Origin of the sequence: Pseudomonas sp. R76, assembly GCF_009834565.1 — a bacterium.
In the GTDB taxonomy this organism is placed as follows: Bacteria; Pseudomonadota; Gammaproteobacteria; order Pseudomonadales; family Pseudomonadaceae; genus Aquipseudomonas.
Genome location: NZ_CP019428.1, coordinates 4,221,523 through 4,236,618 on the forward strand (window position 1 = coordinate 4,221,523; position 15,096 = coordinate 4,236,618).

Here is a 15,096-nt window from a genome sequence, read left to right on the forward strand (position 1 = left end):
AGCGTTTACCGATCAAGCCTGATCAGCCAACCGCCACGTCGTCCCACCCTTGCCGTCTTCCAACACCACACCCATCGCGGTCAGTTGGTCACGGATACGGTCGGACTCCGCCCAGTCTTTGTTAGCCCGAGCCGCCAGACGCGCCTGAATCAGCGCATCCACTTCAGCCGCATCCACGCGCCCTTCGGCGCCGGCTTGCAGGAAGTCATCGGCTTGCATCTGCAGCACACCGAGAACGCTGGCCAGCTCTTTCAAGCGCGCCGCAAGCCCGGCCGCTGCGTCGAGATCAGTCTCGCGCAGGCGGTTGATCTCACGCACCATTTCGAACAGCACCGCGCAGGCTTCCGGCGTGCCGAAGTCGTCGTTCATCACTTCGGTAAAGCGTGCAACGAATGCTTCACCGCCGGCAGGCGCCACGGCCGGCAGGCCTTTCAACGCGTGGTAGAAACGCTCCAGGGCGCCCTTGGCGTCCTTGAGGTTGTCTTCCGAGTAGTTGATGGCGCTGCGGTAGTGGCTCGATACCAGCAGGTAACGCACCACTTCCGGATGGTACTTTTCCAGCACGTCGCGGATGGTGAAGAAGTTGTTCAAGGACTTGGACATCTTCTCGCCATTGATGCGGATCATGCCGCAGTGCATCCAGGCATTGGCGTAGGTCTTGCCGGTGGCGGCTTCGCTCTGGGCGATTTCGTTCTCGTGGTGCGGGAACTCGAGGTCGCTGCCGCCGCCATGAATGTCGAAGGTGTCACCCAGGCAGCAGGTGGACATCACCGAGCATTCGATATGCCAGCCCGGACGGCCCGCGCCCCACGGCGACTCCCAGCTCGGCTCGCCGGGCTTGGTGCCTTTCCACAGCACGAAGTCGAGCGGGTCTTGCTTGGCTTCGTCGACTTCGATGCGCGCGCCGATGCGCAGGTCTTCGATTTTCTTGCGCGACAGCTTGCCGTAGCCCATGAACTTGGCGACGCGGTAGTACACGTCGCCATTGCCGGGGGCGTAGGCGTAACCCTTGTCGATCAGGGTCTGGATCATCGCGTGCATGCCAGGGATGTGATCCGTGGCACGCGGCTCCATGTCCGGCTTGAGGATGTTGAGGCGGGCCTCGTCCTCGTGCATGGCGGCAATCATGCGCTCGGTCAGCGCGTCGAACGACTCGCCGTTTTCATTGGCGCGGTTGATGATCTTGTCGTCGATGTCGGTGATGTTGCGCACATAGGTCAAGTCATAGCCGCTGAAGCGCAACCAGCGGGTCACCAGGTCGAAGGCAACCATGCTGCGGCCGTGGCCGATGTGGCAGTAGTCGTACACGGTCATGCCGCACACATACATGCGCACCTTGTTGCCATCCAGCGGCTTGAAGACTTCTTTGGTCTTGCTGAGTGTGTTGTAGATCGTTAGCACAACGGCTTCCTTAGAGAATCACTGGCCCCACGAATCACGCAAGGTCACGGTACGGTTGAATACCGGATGACCAGGTTTCGAGTCCTTGATATCCGCGCAGAAGTAACCTTCGCGCTCGAACTGGAAACGGTCTTCCGGCTGTGCGTCGCCAAGCGATGGCTCGGCACGACAACCGGTGAGAACTTGCAGCGAGTCAGGGTTGATGTTGTCCAGGAAGCTGGCGCTGTCTTCAGCCTTCTCAGGGTTCGGCGAACGGAACAGACGATCGTACAGGCGCACTTCGCACTCGATGCTGGCAGCGGCCGGTACCCAGTGAATCACGCCCTTGACCTTACGGCCTTCAGGGTTCTTGCCCAGGGTTTCCGGGTCGTAGGAGCAACGCAGTTCGACGATGTTGCCATCGGCGTCCTTGATCGCTTCGTCGGCACGGATCACGTAGCTGCCGCGCAGGCGCACTTCGCCGTTCGGCTCCAGGCGCTTGTAGCCCTTCGGCGGCTCTTCCATGAAGTCATCACGGTCGATGTAGATTTCCCGCGCGAACGGCAGCTTGCGCACGCCCAGCTCTTCTTTCTGCGGGTGACGCGGCAGTTCGAGGTTGTCGACCTTGTCTTCCGGGTAGTTGGTGATCACGACTTTCAACGGGCGCAGCACGCACATGGCGCGCGGGGCGTTGGCGTCGAGGTCCTGGCGGATGCTGAACTCGAGCATGCCGTAGTCGACCACGCCGTCGGAACGGTTGGTGCCGACCATCTCGCAGAAGTTACGGATCGACGCCGGGGTGTAGCCGCGACGGCGGAAGCCCGACAGCGTCGACATGCGCGGGTCATCCCAGCCGTGCACATGTTTCTCGTCAACAAGCTGCTTGAGCTTGCGCTTGCTGGTGATGGTGTAGTTCAGGTTCAGGCGGCTGAACTCGTACTGACGCGGGTGCGCCGGCACTGGCAGGCTGTCGAGGAACCATTCGTACAGCGGGCGATGGCTTTCGAACTCCAGGGTGCAGATGGAGTGCGTGATGCCTTCGATGGCGTCCGACTGACCGTGGGTGAAGTCGTAGTTGGGGTAGATGCACCACTTGTCACCGGTCTGGTGGTGGTGGGCATGGCGGATGCGGTACATGATCGGGTCGCGCAGGTTCATGTTCGGCGAGGCCATGTCGATCTTGGCGCGCAGTACGCGGGCGCCGTCCGGGAACTCACCGGCGCGCATGCGGTTGAACCAGTCCAGGTTCTCTTCGACCGAACGGTCGCGGAACGGGCTGTTCTTGCCCGGCTCGGTCAGGCTGCCACGGTATTCCTTGGCTTGCTCCGGGGTCAGGTCGTCGACGTAGGCCTTGCCGGCCTTGATCAACTCGACGGCCCAGTCGAACAGCTGGTCGAAATACTTGGACGCATAGCGCACTTCACCGGACCACTCGAAGCCCAGCCACTTGATGTCGCTTTCGATGGCGTCGATGTATTCCTGGTCTTCCTTGGCCGGGTTGGTGTCGTCGAAACGCAGGTGCGTGACGCCACCGAACTCCTGGGCCAGGCCGAAGTTCACACAGATCGACTTGGCGTGACCGATGTGCAGGTAGCCGTTGGGCTCTGGCGGGAAGCGGGTGACGATCTGCGTGTGCTTGCCCGAATCCAGGTCCGCCTGGATGATCGGGCGCAGGAAATTGACCGGGACGGCAGGTCCGGCCTTGGAATTCGAGGTAGGGTCGACAGTGGGCTTGCTCATAGGATCCTTGAACAGACGAAGTGCTTGGCCGGAAGTGGGGCCGATAAAACAAAGGGCTTATGATAGCCGAAGCTGTCAAGACACTGACAGAGCGCGGCCCAAAACTGCTGGATTAATTGCCCAGGCGGTAAAAAACCACCTCGAAATTCCCGCAGGTCACGCTAAACTGCGCGCCTTGGCTGCTGTTTGGCCAAACCGGTAGCGGCGCCCGGGCGTCCAAACCCACGAATTCCCTGAAAAGAGTAGTGAACATGACTCAAGTCAAACTGACCACCAACCACGGTGACATCGTCATCGAGCTGAACGCCGAGAAAGCGCCGATCACCGTCGCCAACTTCATCGAATACGTGAAGGCTGGCCACTACGATGGCACCGTTTTCCACCGTGTAATCGGTAACTTCATGGTCCAGGGCGGCGGTTTCGAGCCTGGCATGAAAGAAAAGAAAGACAAGCGTCCAAGCATCCAGAACGAAGCGGACAACGGCCTTTCCAACGACAAATACACCGTCGCCATGGCCCGTACCATGGAGCCGCATTCGGCCTCCGCACAGTTCTTCATCAACGTGGCCGACAACGCCTTCCTGAACCACAGCGGCAAGAACGTTCAGGGTTGGGGTTACGCGGTATTCGGTAAAGTCACCGAAGGCCAGGACGTCGTTGACAAGATCAAAGGCGTGCAGACCACCGGTAAAGCCGGTCACCAGGACGTACCGGTAGAAGACGTTATCGTCGAAAAAGCCGAGATCGTTGGGTGATATTACTGATTTCAGATTTGCATCTGGAAGAGGAGCGCCCGGATATCACCCGGGCGTTTCTGGATTTGCTCCACGGCCGCGCCCGTGGCGCCCAGGCGTTGTACATTCTGGGGGACTTCTTTGAAGCCTGGATAGGCGACGATGGGATGACACCGTTCCAGCGCTCGATTTGTACAGCATTGCGCGAGCTGAGCGACAGCGGCACCCCGATTTTCATCATGCACGGCAACCGCGATTTCCTGATCGGCAAGGCGTTCTGCAAAGCGGCAGGCGCCACCTTGCTCAAGGACCCGAGTGTCGTGCAGTTTTATGGCGAGCCCGTGCTATTGATGCACGGCGACAGCCTGTGCACCCGCGACGTCGGCTATATGAAGCTGCGGCGCGTCCTGCGCAACCCGATTGTGTTGTTTGTCCTGCGGCACCTGCCCTTGCGCACCCGGCACAAATTGGCACGCAAGCTGCGCAGCGAGAGCACTGCCCAAGTGCGCATGAAAGCCAACGACATTGTCGATGTGACGCCCGAGGAAGTGCCGCGGGTGATGCAGCAGTTTGGCGTGCGCACGTTAGTCCACGGCCATACGCACCGCCCCGCCATTCATAAGCTGCAGATTGGCGACCAGGCGGCCAAGCGCATTGTGCTGGGGGATTGGGACAAGCAGGGTTGGGCGTTGCAGGTGGATGAGCAAGGGTTTGCGCTGGCGGCGTTTGACTTCGTCAATCCGCAGCTGGCGTTGCCTGGCGCTTGACCCAGATCGTTCCCACGCTCTGCGTGGGAATGCCGCTTTGGACGCTCGGCGTCCGCTTTTGAAGGTCGTGACGCAGAGCGTCACAGGAGGCGTTCCCACGCGGAGCGTGGGAACGATCCTCAACCTCGAATCAGTGCCCCGAAGCCTCCGGCCCGGCCTTCGCCGCAAATGGCGGTTTGGCCAGCCACACAATCACGATCAAGCCCATGAACATCCATCCCAGCAACGTGAAGTAATCCACGGTGGACATCATGTACGCCTGGCTGGTGAGGATCTGGTCCAGCTGCGCATAGGCCTTGTGCCCTGCCCCGCCAAGCGCCTGCAAGGCATCGCGGGTTGCCGAGTCGTAGGTGGTCATGTTCTCGCTCATGTACGCATGGTGCTGGTCGGCGCGGCGAATCCAGATCCAGGTGGTCAGCGAGGCCGCAAAGCTGCCGCCCAAGGTCCGCAGGAACGTGGCCAAACCCGCGCCATCGGCGATTTGCGCCGGCGGCAAGTCGGACATCAGGATGCTCAAGGTCGGCATGAAGAACAGCGCCACGCCGATACCCATGAACAGCTGCACCAGGGCGATGTGGGTGAAGTCGACCTCATTGGTGAAGCCGGCGCGCATAAAGCAGCTCAGGCCAATCGCCAAAAATGCCAGGCCCGCCAGCAAGCGCAGGTCGAACTTGTGCGCGTACTTGCCCACAAACGGCGACATCAGCACCGGCAGAATCCCGATCGGCGCCACCGCCAGGCCCGCCCAAGTGGCGGTGTAGCCCATCTGGGTTTGCAGCCATTGCGGCAGGATCAGGTTGATGCCGAAGAAACCCGCGTAACCCAGGATCAGCACAATGGTGCCGATGCGGAAGTTGCGATAGGCAAACAACCGCAAGTTAACCACCGGGTGCTTGTCGGTCAGCTCCCAAATGATGAACACCGCCAGGGCAACCGCCGAAATCACCGCACCAATAATGATGAAGTTGGATTCGAACCAGTCCAGGTCGTTGCCCTTGTCGAGGATGATCTGCAAGGCGCCGACACCGACAATCAAACTCAGCAGGCCGACGTAATCCATCGGCTGGTAACTGGTGACCACCGGGCGTTTTTTCAGCTGCGAACGCACCACCATCACCGCGAAGATACCGATGGGCACGTTGATAAAGAAGATCCACGGCCAGCTGTAGCTGTCGGTGATCCAGCCGCCGAGGATGGGGCCGGCAATCGGCGCCACCACCGTGACCATTGCCAGTAACGCCAGGGCCATGCCGCGCCTTGCCGGCGGGTACACCGCAATCAGCAAGGTCTGGGTCATTGGGTACAGCGGCCCGGCCACCAGGCCTTGCAACACCCGAAAGCCGATCAGCTCAGGCATCGAGGTGGAAATACCGCACAGGAACGACGCCAGCACAAACAGGATGGTCGCCCACAAAAACAGCTTCACCTCGCCAAAGCGCCGGCTGAGCCAGCCGGTCAGCGGCAAGGCAATTGCGTTGCTCACCGCAAACGAGGTGATGACCCAGGTGCCCTGCTCCGAACTCACGCCGAGGTTGCCGGAAATGGTCGGCAACGCCACGTTGGCGATGGTGGTGTCGAGCACCTGCATAAAGGTCGCCAGCGACAGGCCAATAGTGGCCATCAACAAGCTCGGCGGCCTAAAGGACGCGGGGGCGTTAGCACTCATCAGCGTTGCACAGCCTTGGGCGCGGCGAGGCTGTTGTCATGGATCAACTGGGTGATCATGGCGTCGGCTTCGGCCAATTGGCGGTCATACACGTTGGTGGTGAACGAGGCCTTTTGCGGCGCCTGTTGCGCCAGCACCGGGCCGCTCTGGTCGTGCAGGTCCACATTGACCACGGTGCTCAAGCCCACACGCAGCGGGTGCTTGGCCAGTTCGTCGGCGTTGATATGGATACGCACAGGCACCCGTTGCACAATCTTGATCCAGTTACCGGTGGCGTTCTGCGCCGGCAGCAGGGCGAACGCGCTGCCGGTACCGGCGCCCAGGCTGTCAACGGTGCCGCTGAACTTGACGTCACTGCCGTAGATGTCCGACTCGATGTCCACCGGCTGACCAATACGCATATCGCGCAGTTGGGTTTCTTTGAAGTTGGCATCAATCCATAGCTGATCCAGCGGGATCACCGCCATCAACGCCGTGCCCGGCTGCACACGCTGGCCCAGTTGCACGGTGCGCTTGGCCACATAGCCGGTAACCGGTGCGATCAAGGTGCTGCGCGCATTGGTCAAGTAAGCCTGGCGCAGTTGCGCGGCGGCGGCTTGCACGTCCGGGTGCGACGAAATCACCGTGTCATCCACCAGCGCGCTGGAGGTCTTGAATTGTTGCTGCACATTGGCCAGGGCGTTTTGCGCCGAGGTCAGGTCGTCACGGGCGTGGGACAGTTCTTCCTGGGAAATCGCGCCGCTGGCGGCGAGGTTCTTACGCCGGTTGTAGTTGTCCTGAGCCTTTTGCACGTTGGCCTGCTGGGCCAGCACCTGGGCTTTCATACCGTCGACGTTGCTGTACAAACCCCGCACTTGGCGCACGGTACGCGCCAGGTTGGCCTGGGCACTTTGCAGGCCGACGGCAGCGTCATTCGGGTCGAAGTTGATCAACACCTGGCCTTCGTGAACCAGGTCGCCATCGTCAGCGCCGATGCTGACCACAGTGCCCGTCACCAGCGGCGTGATTTCCACCACGTTGCCATTCACATAAGCGTCGTCGGTGCTTTCACTGAAGCGCCCGTAAAGCTCATACCAGCCCCAAACGCCCAAGGCGCCGAGGATGACGATCAGCGCCAGGCCAATCAGCATGATCTTGCGTTTGCGCGGGTTGGTGTCTTTGGGTTGTTCGTTTGCTTGGGTGTTTTCGGCAGTGGCCATGACAATTACCTCAAATTATTCCGTGCGTGTAGCTGGGGTGGTCGCGGCCACGTTTTTGGCGTCGTACCCGCCACCCAGGGCCTGCATCAATTGAATCGACAGATCGATCTGTGCCGCATTCAGCGTCGCCAGCTGACGCTGGGCCTGCAGCAATTGCTGCTCGATGCTGAGCACATCGAGGTAATTGCCGATCCCCGAGCTGTAGCGTTGCACCCCGGTGTCGTAGGACTGCTGGGCAATGTCCGCGGCGTGTTGCTGCGCCTGGATCTGCCGACCGGTGTCACGCAATTGCGAAAGGGTGTTGCCGATATCGCCCAAGGCTTGCACCAGGGTTTTGTTGTACTGGGCCACGGCCAGGTCGTAATCGGCATCGCGGGCATCGAGGTCGGCGCGCAAGCGGCCGCCGTCGAAGATCGGCAACGAGATCGTCGGCGCAATGCTGAAGAAACGGCTGGCCGAACCAAACATCGCGTCCCCCAGCAACGACTCGGCCCCGGCGCTCGCGCTCAGGTTGAGGTTGGGGTAGAAGCGGGTTTTGCTCGCGGCAATGTTCTTGCTCGCGGCTTCGACGCGCCAGCGTGCGGCGATCAGGTCCGGGCGACGGCCCAGCAACTCGGCCGGCAGCACCGAAGGAACCGCTACCGCACTGGGTTTAAGCACGTTCGGGCGGGTCAGTTCGTTGCCACGGTCCGGGCCTTTACCGAGTAATACGGCGAGGGCGATCTTGGCGCTTTGCAGCTGTTTTTCCGCATCGATCAGTTGCGACTGGGAGCTGGCTTCCAGGCTTTCGGTCTGCTGGTACTGGTACTGGCTGTCGATACCGGAACTCAGGCGACGCTTGCTCAAGTCGAGCATCTGGCGGGTGCGCTTGAGGTCGTCGGCGGCCAAGTCACGCACGATGTGGGCCTGGCCCAAGTCGCTGTAAGCCTTGGCGACGTTGGCGGCCAAGGTAAGACGCGCGGCTTGCTGATCGACTTCGGCGGCACGCGCCTGGCCCAAGGCGGCTTCCCAGGCGGCCCGTTGGCCACCCCAGAGGTCGAAGTTGTAATTGAAGCTGGCGCCGATATTTCTCACGGTGGCGTAGGCATCGCCCTCACCACGCGGGTCCTGATCCTTGGCCAGGCGCGAACGGCTCACGCCGGCGCTGGCATCCAGGGTGGGCATGCGTGCGGCGTCGGCGGCATAGGCGGCGGCTTCGGCCTGGTGGGCACGGGCGCTGGCGACTTGCATGTCCGGGCTGTTTTGCAGGGCTTCGTGGATCAGGCCGTCTAATTGTGGGTCGCCCAGGCTTTTCCACCAGTCGGCAGTCGGCCATGCGGCGTTGGACAGCGTCACGCCACTGAGGGATTTACCGGTTTGCAACGTGTTGGCGTCGAGGCGTTGGCCCTGGGTGTCGAGGCCGCTGAAGTTGGCGCAACCGGCCATGCTCATCGCCACCAGCACCAGGCTAAGTGCGCGTGTGTTCATTGATTACCTACCCGCTGGATGACGATGGCGTCACCGGCAGCTACCAGAATTTTCGTGAGGATTTTTTCCAGGGTTTGCAACTCACCGGGCTCCAGGGCGCCGGCCAGTTCATTCATCGACTGCGCACCGATATGCGGCAGCATGTCTGCCAGGCGCTGGCCGTCTTCAGTGAGTACCAACTGCACCTGGCGCCGGTCCTGCTCGGAACGCTTGCGCGCCAGCAGGCCCTTTTGCTCCAGACGGTCGAGCATGCGCGTCATCGAACCGCTGTCCAGCGACAGGTTGCGGCACAGCTCGGCCGGGGTGTCGACGTCAAACTGGGCAATGATGATCAACACCTTGAACTGCGCGGCGGTGACGCCATGCGGTTCCATATGGGTGTCGATAATACGGTCCTTGAGCAGCGCCGCCCGGCCCAGCAACAGGCCGAGGTGGCAGTTGCGAAAGCTGTCAGGGGTGAAGTGGGGCATCGGAAGTCACCTTATTACTGCCTAGGCAGTGAATGTATGACAAGATGTTACTGCTTAGGCAGCGAATGTCAAATGGAATTATTAGCTTGCTTGCTAATTTCGCGACGGAAGGCAAGTGGGAGCTGGCTTGCCTGCGATAGCGGTGTGTCAGTCAACACATTGTCGACTGAGGTATCGCCATCGCAGGCAAGCCAGCTCCCACATTTTTTACTGCTTAGGGGCTTAAAAATCCCGCTTGTAGAAGATATCCAGCGAGCTGGCCACGCCACTTGCCACTTCCAGGTATACCTTTTTGCTCAGCAAGTAACGCAAGGCAATGGTGCTGGCCGGTTCGAACACCCCCACGCCATAACGCAGGCTGAGTTTTTCGGTGATCTTGCCGCTGGCGACCACGGAGGTGTTATTGCCGGTGCCCTGGGTGTCGAGGTCGAAGTCCTGGATCCCGAGCTTGGTGGCGATATCCGAGGTCACCCCGGCGCTGCCCATCAAGCCCAGGCCCAAGGCGGCTTCGGCGAGCATGTTGTTGTCTTCGCCGGTGTTGTTGCGCGAACGCCCCAGCACCAGGTACGACAGCGCATCCTCTTGGGGCATGGCCGGCTCGGAGAAAATTTGCGTGGTCGGCTGTTCGGCGCTGCCGCTCAGGCGAATGCCGGCGGTCACGGTTCTGGACGGTTCGGTGACCACGCGTATGGCTTCGATATCCAGGAACGGTTGGTCCAACGGCCCGGCGAACAGCAGCCGCGCACGGCGCACATTGAGCCGCTGCCCATAGGCGCGGTAGCGGCCATCGTTGAGCCACAACTCGCCACGGGTGTCCATGTTGTCGCCAATGTGCACCTGGCCCTGGACCTTGGCGGTAAGGCCGAAGCCGGCGAAGTTGAGCTGGTCTTCGCCCACCACCACATCAATGTCCATGGCCATCGCCATCGGCGGCTTGCCCTCTTCGGTCTGGCTGCCGACGATCACGGTGTCATCCGAGACCTTGACGGTGGACGGCGGCAATTCACGCACGGTGATATCGCCACGCGGGATGTGCACCTTGCCGGCAATCGCCAGCTTGTCGTTTTTCAGGCTGATTTTCAGGTCGGGCGCCACTTCCAGCGTCGCATAAGGCTCCACGGTGACCGGCAGTTTTGAGCCTTGCAGGCTGAGGTCGACGACCAAGGCCTGGCCCCAGTCGATCTGCCCCTTGAGGCTGCCCTGCCCGGCCTTGCCACTGCTCCAGGCGCCGTTCAACTGAACGCTTTCGCCGGCAATCAACGCTTGCACGTTCAAGCCTTCAAGGCTGATTGGCAGTTCCGGCCCGGAGATTTCGCCGCCAACCAGGTTGACACTGCCGTTGACCTGCGGCGCCAACAAACCACCGGAGATACGGCCGTTGCCGTTGAGCTTGCCGGTGAGTTTTTCGACCATCGGCACAAACGGTCGCGCCACTGCGAGGTCCAGGCCGTTGAGGCTGAAATTACCGGTGATCGGCTTGTTCTTCGGCAGCGGGTTGATCTGCGCCTGCACCAGCAACTCGCCGAGCTTGCCGCCACGGAAATTCAGCTGGGTGTCGATACGCTTGGGATTGAGCGTGGTTTCCAGCTTCAAGGTGTCGTAAGGGAAATCCAGCCACTGGTCCTTGTCCTTGACGCGCAACGTGCCGCCACTGGCATCGACCGAAACGACGCCCTTGGGCCCGCTGTCAGGCAGGTCAAGTTGGACGTCGGCGTTGAGCTTGCCCTGCCAGGCGAAGTCCTTGGGCAGGAACGCCGCCAGGCTGTCGATGGGGAATTGCTTGAGGTGGTAGCGCAGCTTCGGTTCCGGCATCAGCCGTTGGTCTTCGCCGCACAGGCTGGCCGGGCCGGACACCCAGCAGTGTGCGGCAAACGTCAGCTTGCCGTCGGCCAGGCGTTCGATTTTCGCCGGCGCCTGCAGCTTCCAGTCCTGGCCACCGGCTTGTACGTCACCGCTGGCCAGGCGCCCGCGCCAGTTGCCTTTATCAAGGTTGCCGTCCAGGGCCAGGGCCAATTTGACCAACGGCCCGGCGAGGTCAAGCTGGACTTTCTGGCTCTTGATATCGCCTTGGGCGCTGGCCGTCAGGGTGCCGACCTGGGTCTCACCGGCCTGGATGCCGCTGCCCTTGAGGTCGATTTTCGCGCGCTGGGCGTTATCGAGTGTGGCGTCGAGACTGAGGTTTTGCAGGTGATTGTCAGCGAATGCCAGCTGCTGGCCCTTGAGGTCGAGCTTGCCTTGCGGCGCCTTCAACGTGCCGGCCACATCGACGCGGCCATTGATTTGCCCGCGCAGCTGCGGCCACAGTTGGGCGAGGCGCGACAGCTTGATATCGATCTGCCCGGCCAAGCGTTGTTGCAGGCTGCCGCTGCCATTGATGCGGTTGTCGCCCAGGCGAATATCCAGGTTGGCCAGGGTCCATTGCTCGCCCGCGCCTTCGGCCTTGGCCGCCAGCACGGCGATTTGGCCACGCAAGCGGCCCTTGAGGTCGAGGTCGGCGTTCAGCTTGAGCTGTTCATTTTTGAATTCGCCTTTGCTGCGCAATGGCCCGGCCAATGTGCCCGGCAACTCAGCGACCCAGTACGCCGGGTTCAACGCCGACAGGTCGAGTGCGGTGTCCCAGGCGATGCCGTCGGCAAACTGCAGGTTCAGGTGGCCTTCGGCCTTGCCTTGGCCGGCCGTCAGTTTCAGCTCGGGCAGGAAGATTTGCTTGAGGTCGCCACTGAACGGTGTGACCACGTTGAACTTGCCGGCCGGGCCGTCGAGGTCGGCTTTAAGGTTGCCGAGGTAGTTGCCGTCTTTATAAGAGATTTCGCCATTGAACGTACGCAACGCGACCTGCGGCTCATCGATCAAGGGGTAGAGACGGTGCCAAGGGAAATCCAGCCAGTCGATCCTCGCGTCAGCGCTGAAGCCTTGTTGCCAGTCGAGGTTGGCGCTGAGTTTGAGGCTTTGTTTGTCGCCGGCGGTTAAATCCAGGCCAGCAATCTGCGCGCCCTTGGCGTCGACTTTGCCTTGCAGCAGCAGGTCCACCGGGCCTTTTTCCGCTGGCAGAACGGCCTTGCCCAGCAGTTGATAACCGCTGCTCAGGTCGCCCTTGGCGGTGAGGTCCAGTTGATTGAGTTGCAGGGTGTCGGGCAACTCGGCGCCGGGTTTGAAAGCGTCAGCGGTGATGTGCAGTTGCGCGGGCAGGTTCTCCACCAGCGGTTGCAGCTCGCCGCTGAGCTTGGCGGGCAAGTAGCCGCTGCTGTCGGCGTCGAGCTTGAGGGTCTTGAGCAGGTCACCGTCGATTTTCAACGCAACTTGCCACGGCGCGCCACCGGGTGCGTAAGGCAGGCTCAGGTTGCCAGTGGCACTCAGCGGCCAGTCGCCGGTCGGTTGCAGAAGGCCGGCGAGGTCCAGCACCAAGCCGTCGCGCTGCAGGTGCACCGAGTCGATCTGCATCCCGGCAGCCGTCCAGTGCGCGGCCAATTGCAGGCCCTTGAGCTCTTCGCTGCCATTAAACAGCAGGCTACCGACGCGAACGTCGCCCAACTGTATCGCCACCGGCAGTTTTAACTCAGGCAGTTGAATCGGGCCGCTGCTGCTTTCTTCGGTGCTGGGCGGAAACTGCAGGCTGACCTGCTCCACATCCAGCTTATTGACGCACAAGGTCATGCGCAGCAGGCACGCCGGTGACCAGTCAAACTTCGGCGCATTGAGTTCGACGCGGCTGGCGTCCTGCTGCCAGAGCAGATGATCGGCGCTCCACTGGCCACCCAAGTGGCCCTGGAAATTCTCCACCGTCAGCCCCGGCACCTGACCCAAGGCCCAACGGCTGCCTGCTTGGGTGCCAAGCACGGTCCACAGCGCCAACACAACCAGGGCGAGGACCGCCACAACGGCCAGCCCCGCTATTTTCAAACCACGCATCACAGCTCAGGCCCCATGGAAAAGTGCAAACGAATGCCGCCCGGATCTTCGAGGGCATGGGCCAGGTCAAGACGAATCGGCCCGACCGGCGACACCCAGCGCACACCCACGCCCACACCGGTTTTCAGGCTGGGCATTTCGAGGGTGTTGAACGAGTTGCCTTGGTCGATAAAGGTCGCGATCCGCCATTTTTCGGCGATGGAATATTGATACTCGGCGCTCAAGGCCACCATGTAGCGGCCGCCGATGCGATCACCGCGATCGTTCTCCGGTGACAAGGTCTGGTACTCGTAGCCGCGTACGCTTTGGTCACCACCGGCAAAGAAGCGCAGCGACGGCGGCACGGAGTTGTAGCCATTGGTGGCACTGCCGCCGAACTGCGCACGCCCGAGGAAGCGATGGTTATCCCACAAGGTGGTCAGGCCTTTGATCGTCGCCGTGCCGTAAAGCAGGTTGGTGTCGGAGCCCAGGCCTTCCTTGGCGACCTTGGCATCGAACATCAGGCGGTAGCCATTGTGCGGGTCGATGCGGTTGTCGCTGCGCAGGTAGGAATAATTGATACCTGGCATCACCAGGTTACTCAGGCCCGAGTCATTGCCCAGGCGGTATTCTTCGCGCTGGTATTTGAGCGATATGACCCGTGTCCAGCCGCTGGGCAATTTGCTGTGCCACTCAGGGCCCAGGGTGAGCAATTTACTCAGGGTGTCGGTGTTGGCAATTTCTTCGTTCTGGTAACCACCGGCGAAGCGCAATTTATCGGTCAGCGGCGGGTCCAGGGGAATGTCGTACCACAGGCCGACGTTCTGGCGTGGCGCCGAGAGTTCGGCTTCCCAGCCGTAACTGTGGCCTTGCGGGTTGACCCAGTGGCGGGTCCAGTTGGCTTTGCCGCGCGGGCCGACGTCGGTCGAATAACCGAGGCCCAGCCCCATGGTGCGCGGCTTGCGGGTTTCCAGTTGCACGGCCACCGGGATCACATCGTTGGCCGACGCGGCTGGGCTGGCGTCGACGCGCACGGCCTCGAAGAAGCCACTCGATTGCAGGTTCTGGTTGAGTTCGGCGATCAGCTCGGAGTCGTAAGGTGTGCCACTTTTGAACGGCACCATGCGTTGCAGCAGTTCCTCATCAAACGGCGTGTCGCCGGCAAAGCTGACCTTGCCCATGCTGTAGCGCGGGCCACTGTCGTAAACGAGTTCGATATCGGCGACGCCCGCCTTGGGGTCGACCGAGAGTTTTTGGCTGGTAAAACGCCCACTGAAAAAGCCGTAGCGCGAGGCCTGGTTCTGGATCAGACGCTTGGCGTCTTCGTAATGGCCGTGGTTGAGCACGGCGCCGGATTTGAGGTCGTCGCTGGCAGGCACGCGAAACGCCTTGAGGCTCGCAGCCTCACCGTCGACCTTGATGGTCACGTTGCGCAAATGCACCGGTTCGCCGGGGTCGATGGTGAGGGTCAGGCGCGGGTTCTTGCCGCCCCTGACCTCACTGGCGATCTGCGGCTGATAGAAGCCGAGCGCCTGGGCGGCCTTGCGGGCCTGCTCCTCGGCGCCACGGCTGAAGCGCTGCAAGGCTTCTTCATCGCGATCGCCGACCCCGCCGATATAGCCTTCGATGTTGGCTTTCAACGCGTCGTTTGAAGGTTTGATCCGCACGTCCAGTTCGCTTTGCGCCAACGCGCCGCAGCTTGTGAACAGCAGAATCAAGCCGCTGGTAAATCTTCCTGGAAACTTCATAGGCGCGGATGCTACACGAGCTAGGGAGGCTCTTTGA

10 protein-coding genes are annotated in these 15,096 nt (G+C 61.4%); 2 read left to right on the forward strand and 8 right to left on the reverse strand.

From position 1 onward, the window contains the following. Window positions 1-12: 12 nt before the first annotated feature. Window positions 13-1,401, reverse strand: coding sequence for a cysteine--tRNA ligase (gene cysS / locus PspR76_RS18845; RefSeq protein WP_159957683.1), 1,389 nt, complete (start codon window positions 1,399-1,401; stop codon window positions 13-15). Between the two features lie 18 nt (window positions 1,402-1,419). Beyond that, the gene (locus PspR76_RS18850) at window positions 1,420-3,120 is read right to left on the reverse strand and encodes a glutamine--tRNA ligase/YqeY domain fusion protein (RefSeq protein ID WP_159957685.1); all 1,701 of its coding nucleotides are present in this window, start codon (window positions 3,118-3,120) and stop codon (window positions 1,420-1,422) included. Between the two features lie 251 nt (window positions 3,121-3,371). Here PspR76_RS18850 and PspR76_RS18855 point away from each other — a divergent pair, with 251 nt between their 5' ends. Both PspR76_RS18855 and lpxH read left to right on the forward strand, forming a co-directional pair. Further along, window positions 3,372-3,875 (forward strand): peptidylprolyl isomerase, encoded by a 504-nt coding sequence (locus PspR76_RS18855; RefSeq protein WP_159957687.1) that lies wholly within the window; start codon window positions 3,372-3,374, stop codon window positions 3,873-3,875. After that, window positions 3,872-4,621: a UDP-2,3-diacylglucosamine diphosphatase gene (gene lpxH / locus PspR76_RS18860; RefSeq protein ID WP_159957689.1), complete on the forward strand. Its 750-nt coding sequence runs from the start codon at window positions 3,872-3,874 to the stop codon at window positions 4,619-4,621. The genes PspR76_RS18855 and lpxH overlap by 4 nt, the downstream gene beginning before the upstream one ends. A gap of 130 nt (window positions 4,622-4,751) precedes the next feature. On the opposite strand, the gene PspR76_RS18865 is transcribed toward lpxH, so the two are convergent. From PspR76_RS18865 to PspR76_RS18890, 6 genes are all read right to left on the reverse strand, one after another. Beyond that, window positions 4,752-6,287 (reverse strand): DHA2 family efflux MFS transporter permease subunit, encoded by a 1,536-nt coding sequence (locus PspR76_RS18865; RefSeq protein WP_159957691.1) that lies wholly within the window; start codon window positions 6,285-6,287, stop codon window positions 4,752-4,754. Beyond that, entirely contained in the window at window positions 6,287-7,486 is a 1,200-nt protein-coding gene (locus tag PspR76_RS18870) for an efflux RND transporter periplasmic adaptor subunit (protein WP_159957692.1), read from the reverse strand. The genes PspR76_RS18865 and PspR76_RS18870 overlap by 1 nt, the downstream gene beginning before the upstream one ends. 15 nt (window positions 7,487-7,501) lie before the next feature. After that, window positions 7,502-8,953: an efflux transporter outer membrane subunit gene (locus PspR76_RS18875; protein WP_159957694.1), complete on the reverse strand. Its 1,452-nt coding sequence runs from the start codon at window positions 8,951-8,953 to the stop codon at window positions 7,502-7,504. Continuing rightward, a complete protein-coding gene (locus PspR76_RS18880) occupies window positions 8,950-9,423 on the reverse strand; it encodes a MarR family winged helix-turn-helix transcriptional regulator (protein WP_159957696.1) in 474 nt (157 codons plus the stop codon). The genes PspR76_RS18875 and PspR76_RS18880 overlap by 4 nt, the downstream gene beginning before the upstream one ends. 222 nt (window positions 9,424-9,645) lie before the next feature. Beyond that, on the reverse strand, window positions 9,646-13,332 hold the full coding sequence (locus PspR76_RS18885) for a translocation/assembly module TamB domain-containing protein (protein ID WP_159957698.1): 3,687 nt from the start codon (window positions 13,330-13,332) through the stop codon (window positions 9,646-9,648). Further along, a complete protein-coding gene (locus tag PspR76_RS18890; RefSeq protein ID WP_159957700.1) occupies window positions 13,332-15,059 on the reverse strand; it encodes an autotransporter assembly complex protein TamA in 1,728 nt (575 codons plus the stop codon). The genes PspR76_RS18885 and PspR76_RS18890 overlap by 1 nt, the downstream gene beginning before the upstream one ends. Between the last annotated feature and the right edge of the window lie 37 nt (window positions 15,060-15,096).

Coding starts and splice junctions, on each gene's coding strand:
- PspR76_RS18850 (WP_159957685.1), bottom strand. CDS start 3,120: ATGAGCAAGCCCACTGTCGACCCTACCTCGAATTCCAAGGCCGGACCT.
- PspR76_RS18855 (WP_159957687.1), top strand. CDS start 3,372: ATGACTCAAGTCAAACTGACCACCAACCACGGTGACATCGTCATCGAG.
- PspR76_RS18865 (WP_159957691.1), bottom strand. CDS start 6,287: ATGAGTGCTAACGCCCCCGCGTCCTTTAGGCCGCCGAGCTTGTTGATG.
- PspR76_RS18870 (WP_159957692.1), bottom strand. CDS start 7,486: ATGGCCACTGCCGAAAACACCCAAGCAAACGAACAACCCAAAGACACC.
- PspR76_RS18875 (WP_159957694.1), bottom strand. CDS start 8,953: ATGAACACACGCGCACTTAGCCTGGTGCTGGTGGCGATGAGCATGGCC.
- PspR76_RS18880 (WP_159957696.1), bottom strand. CDS start 9,423: ATGCCCCACTTCACCCCTGACAGCTTTCGCAACTGCCACCTCGGCCTG.
- PspR76_RS18885 (WP_159957698.1), bottom strand. CDS start 13,332: ATGCGTGGTTTGAAAATAGCGGGGCTGGCCGTTGTGGCGGTCCTCGCC.
- PspR76_RS18890 (WP_159957700.1), bottom strand. CDS start 15,059: ATGAAGTTTCCAGGAAGATTTACCAGCGGCTTGATTCTGCTGTTCACA.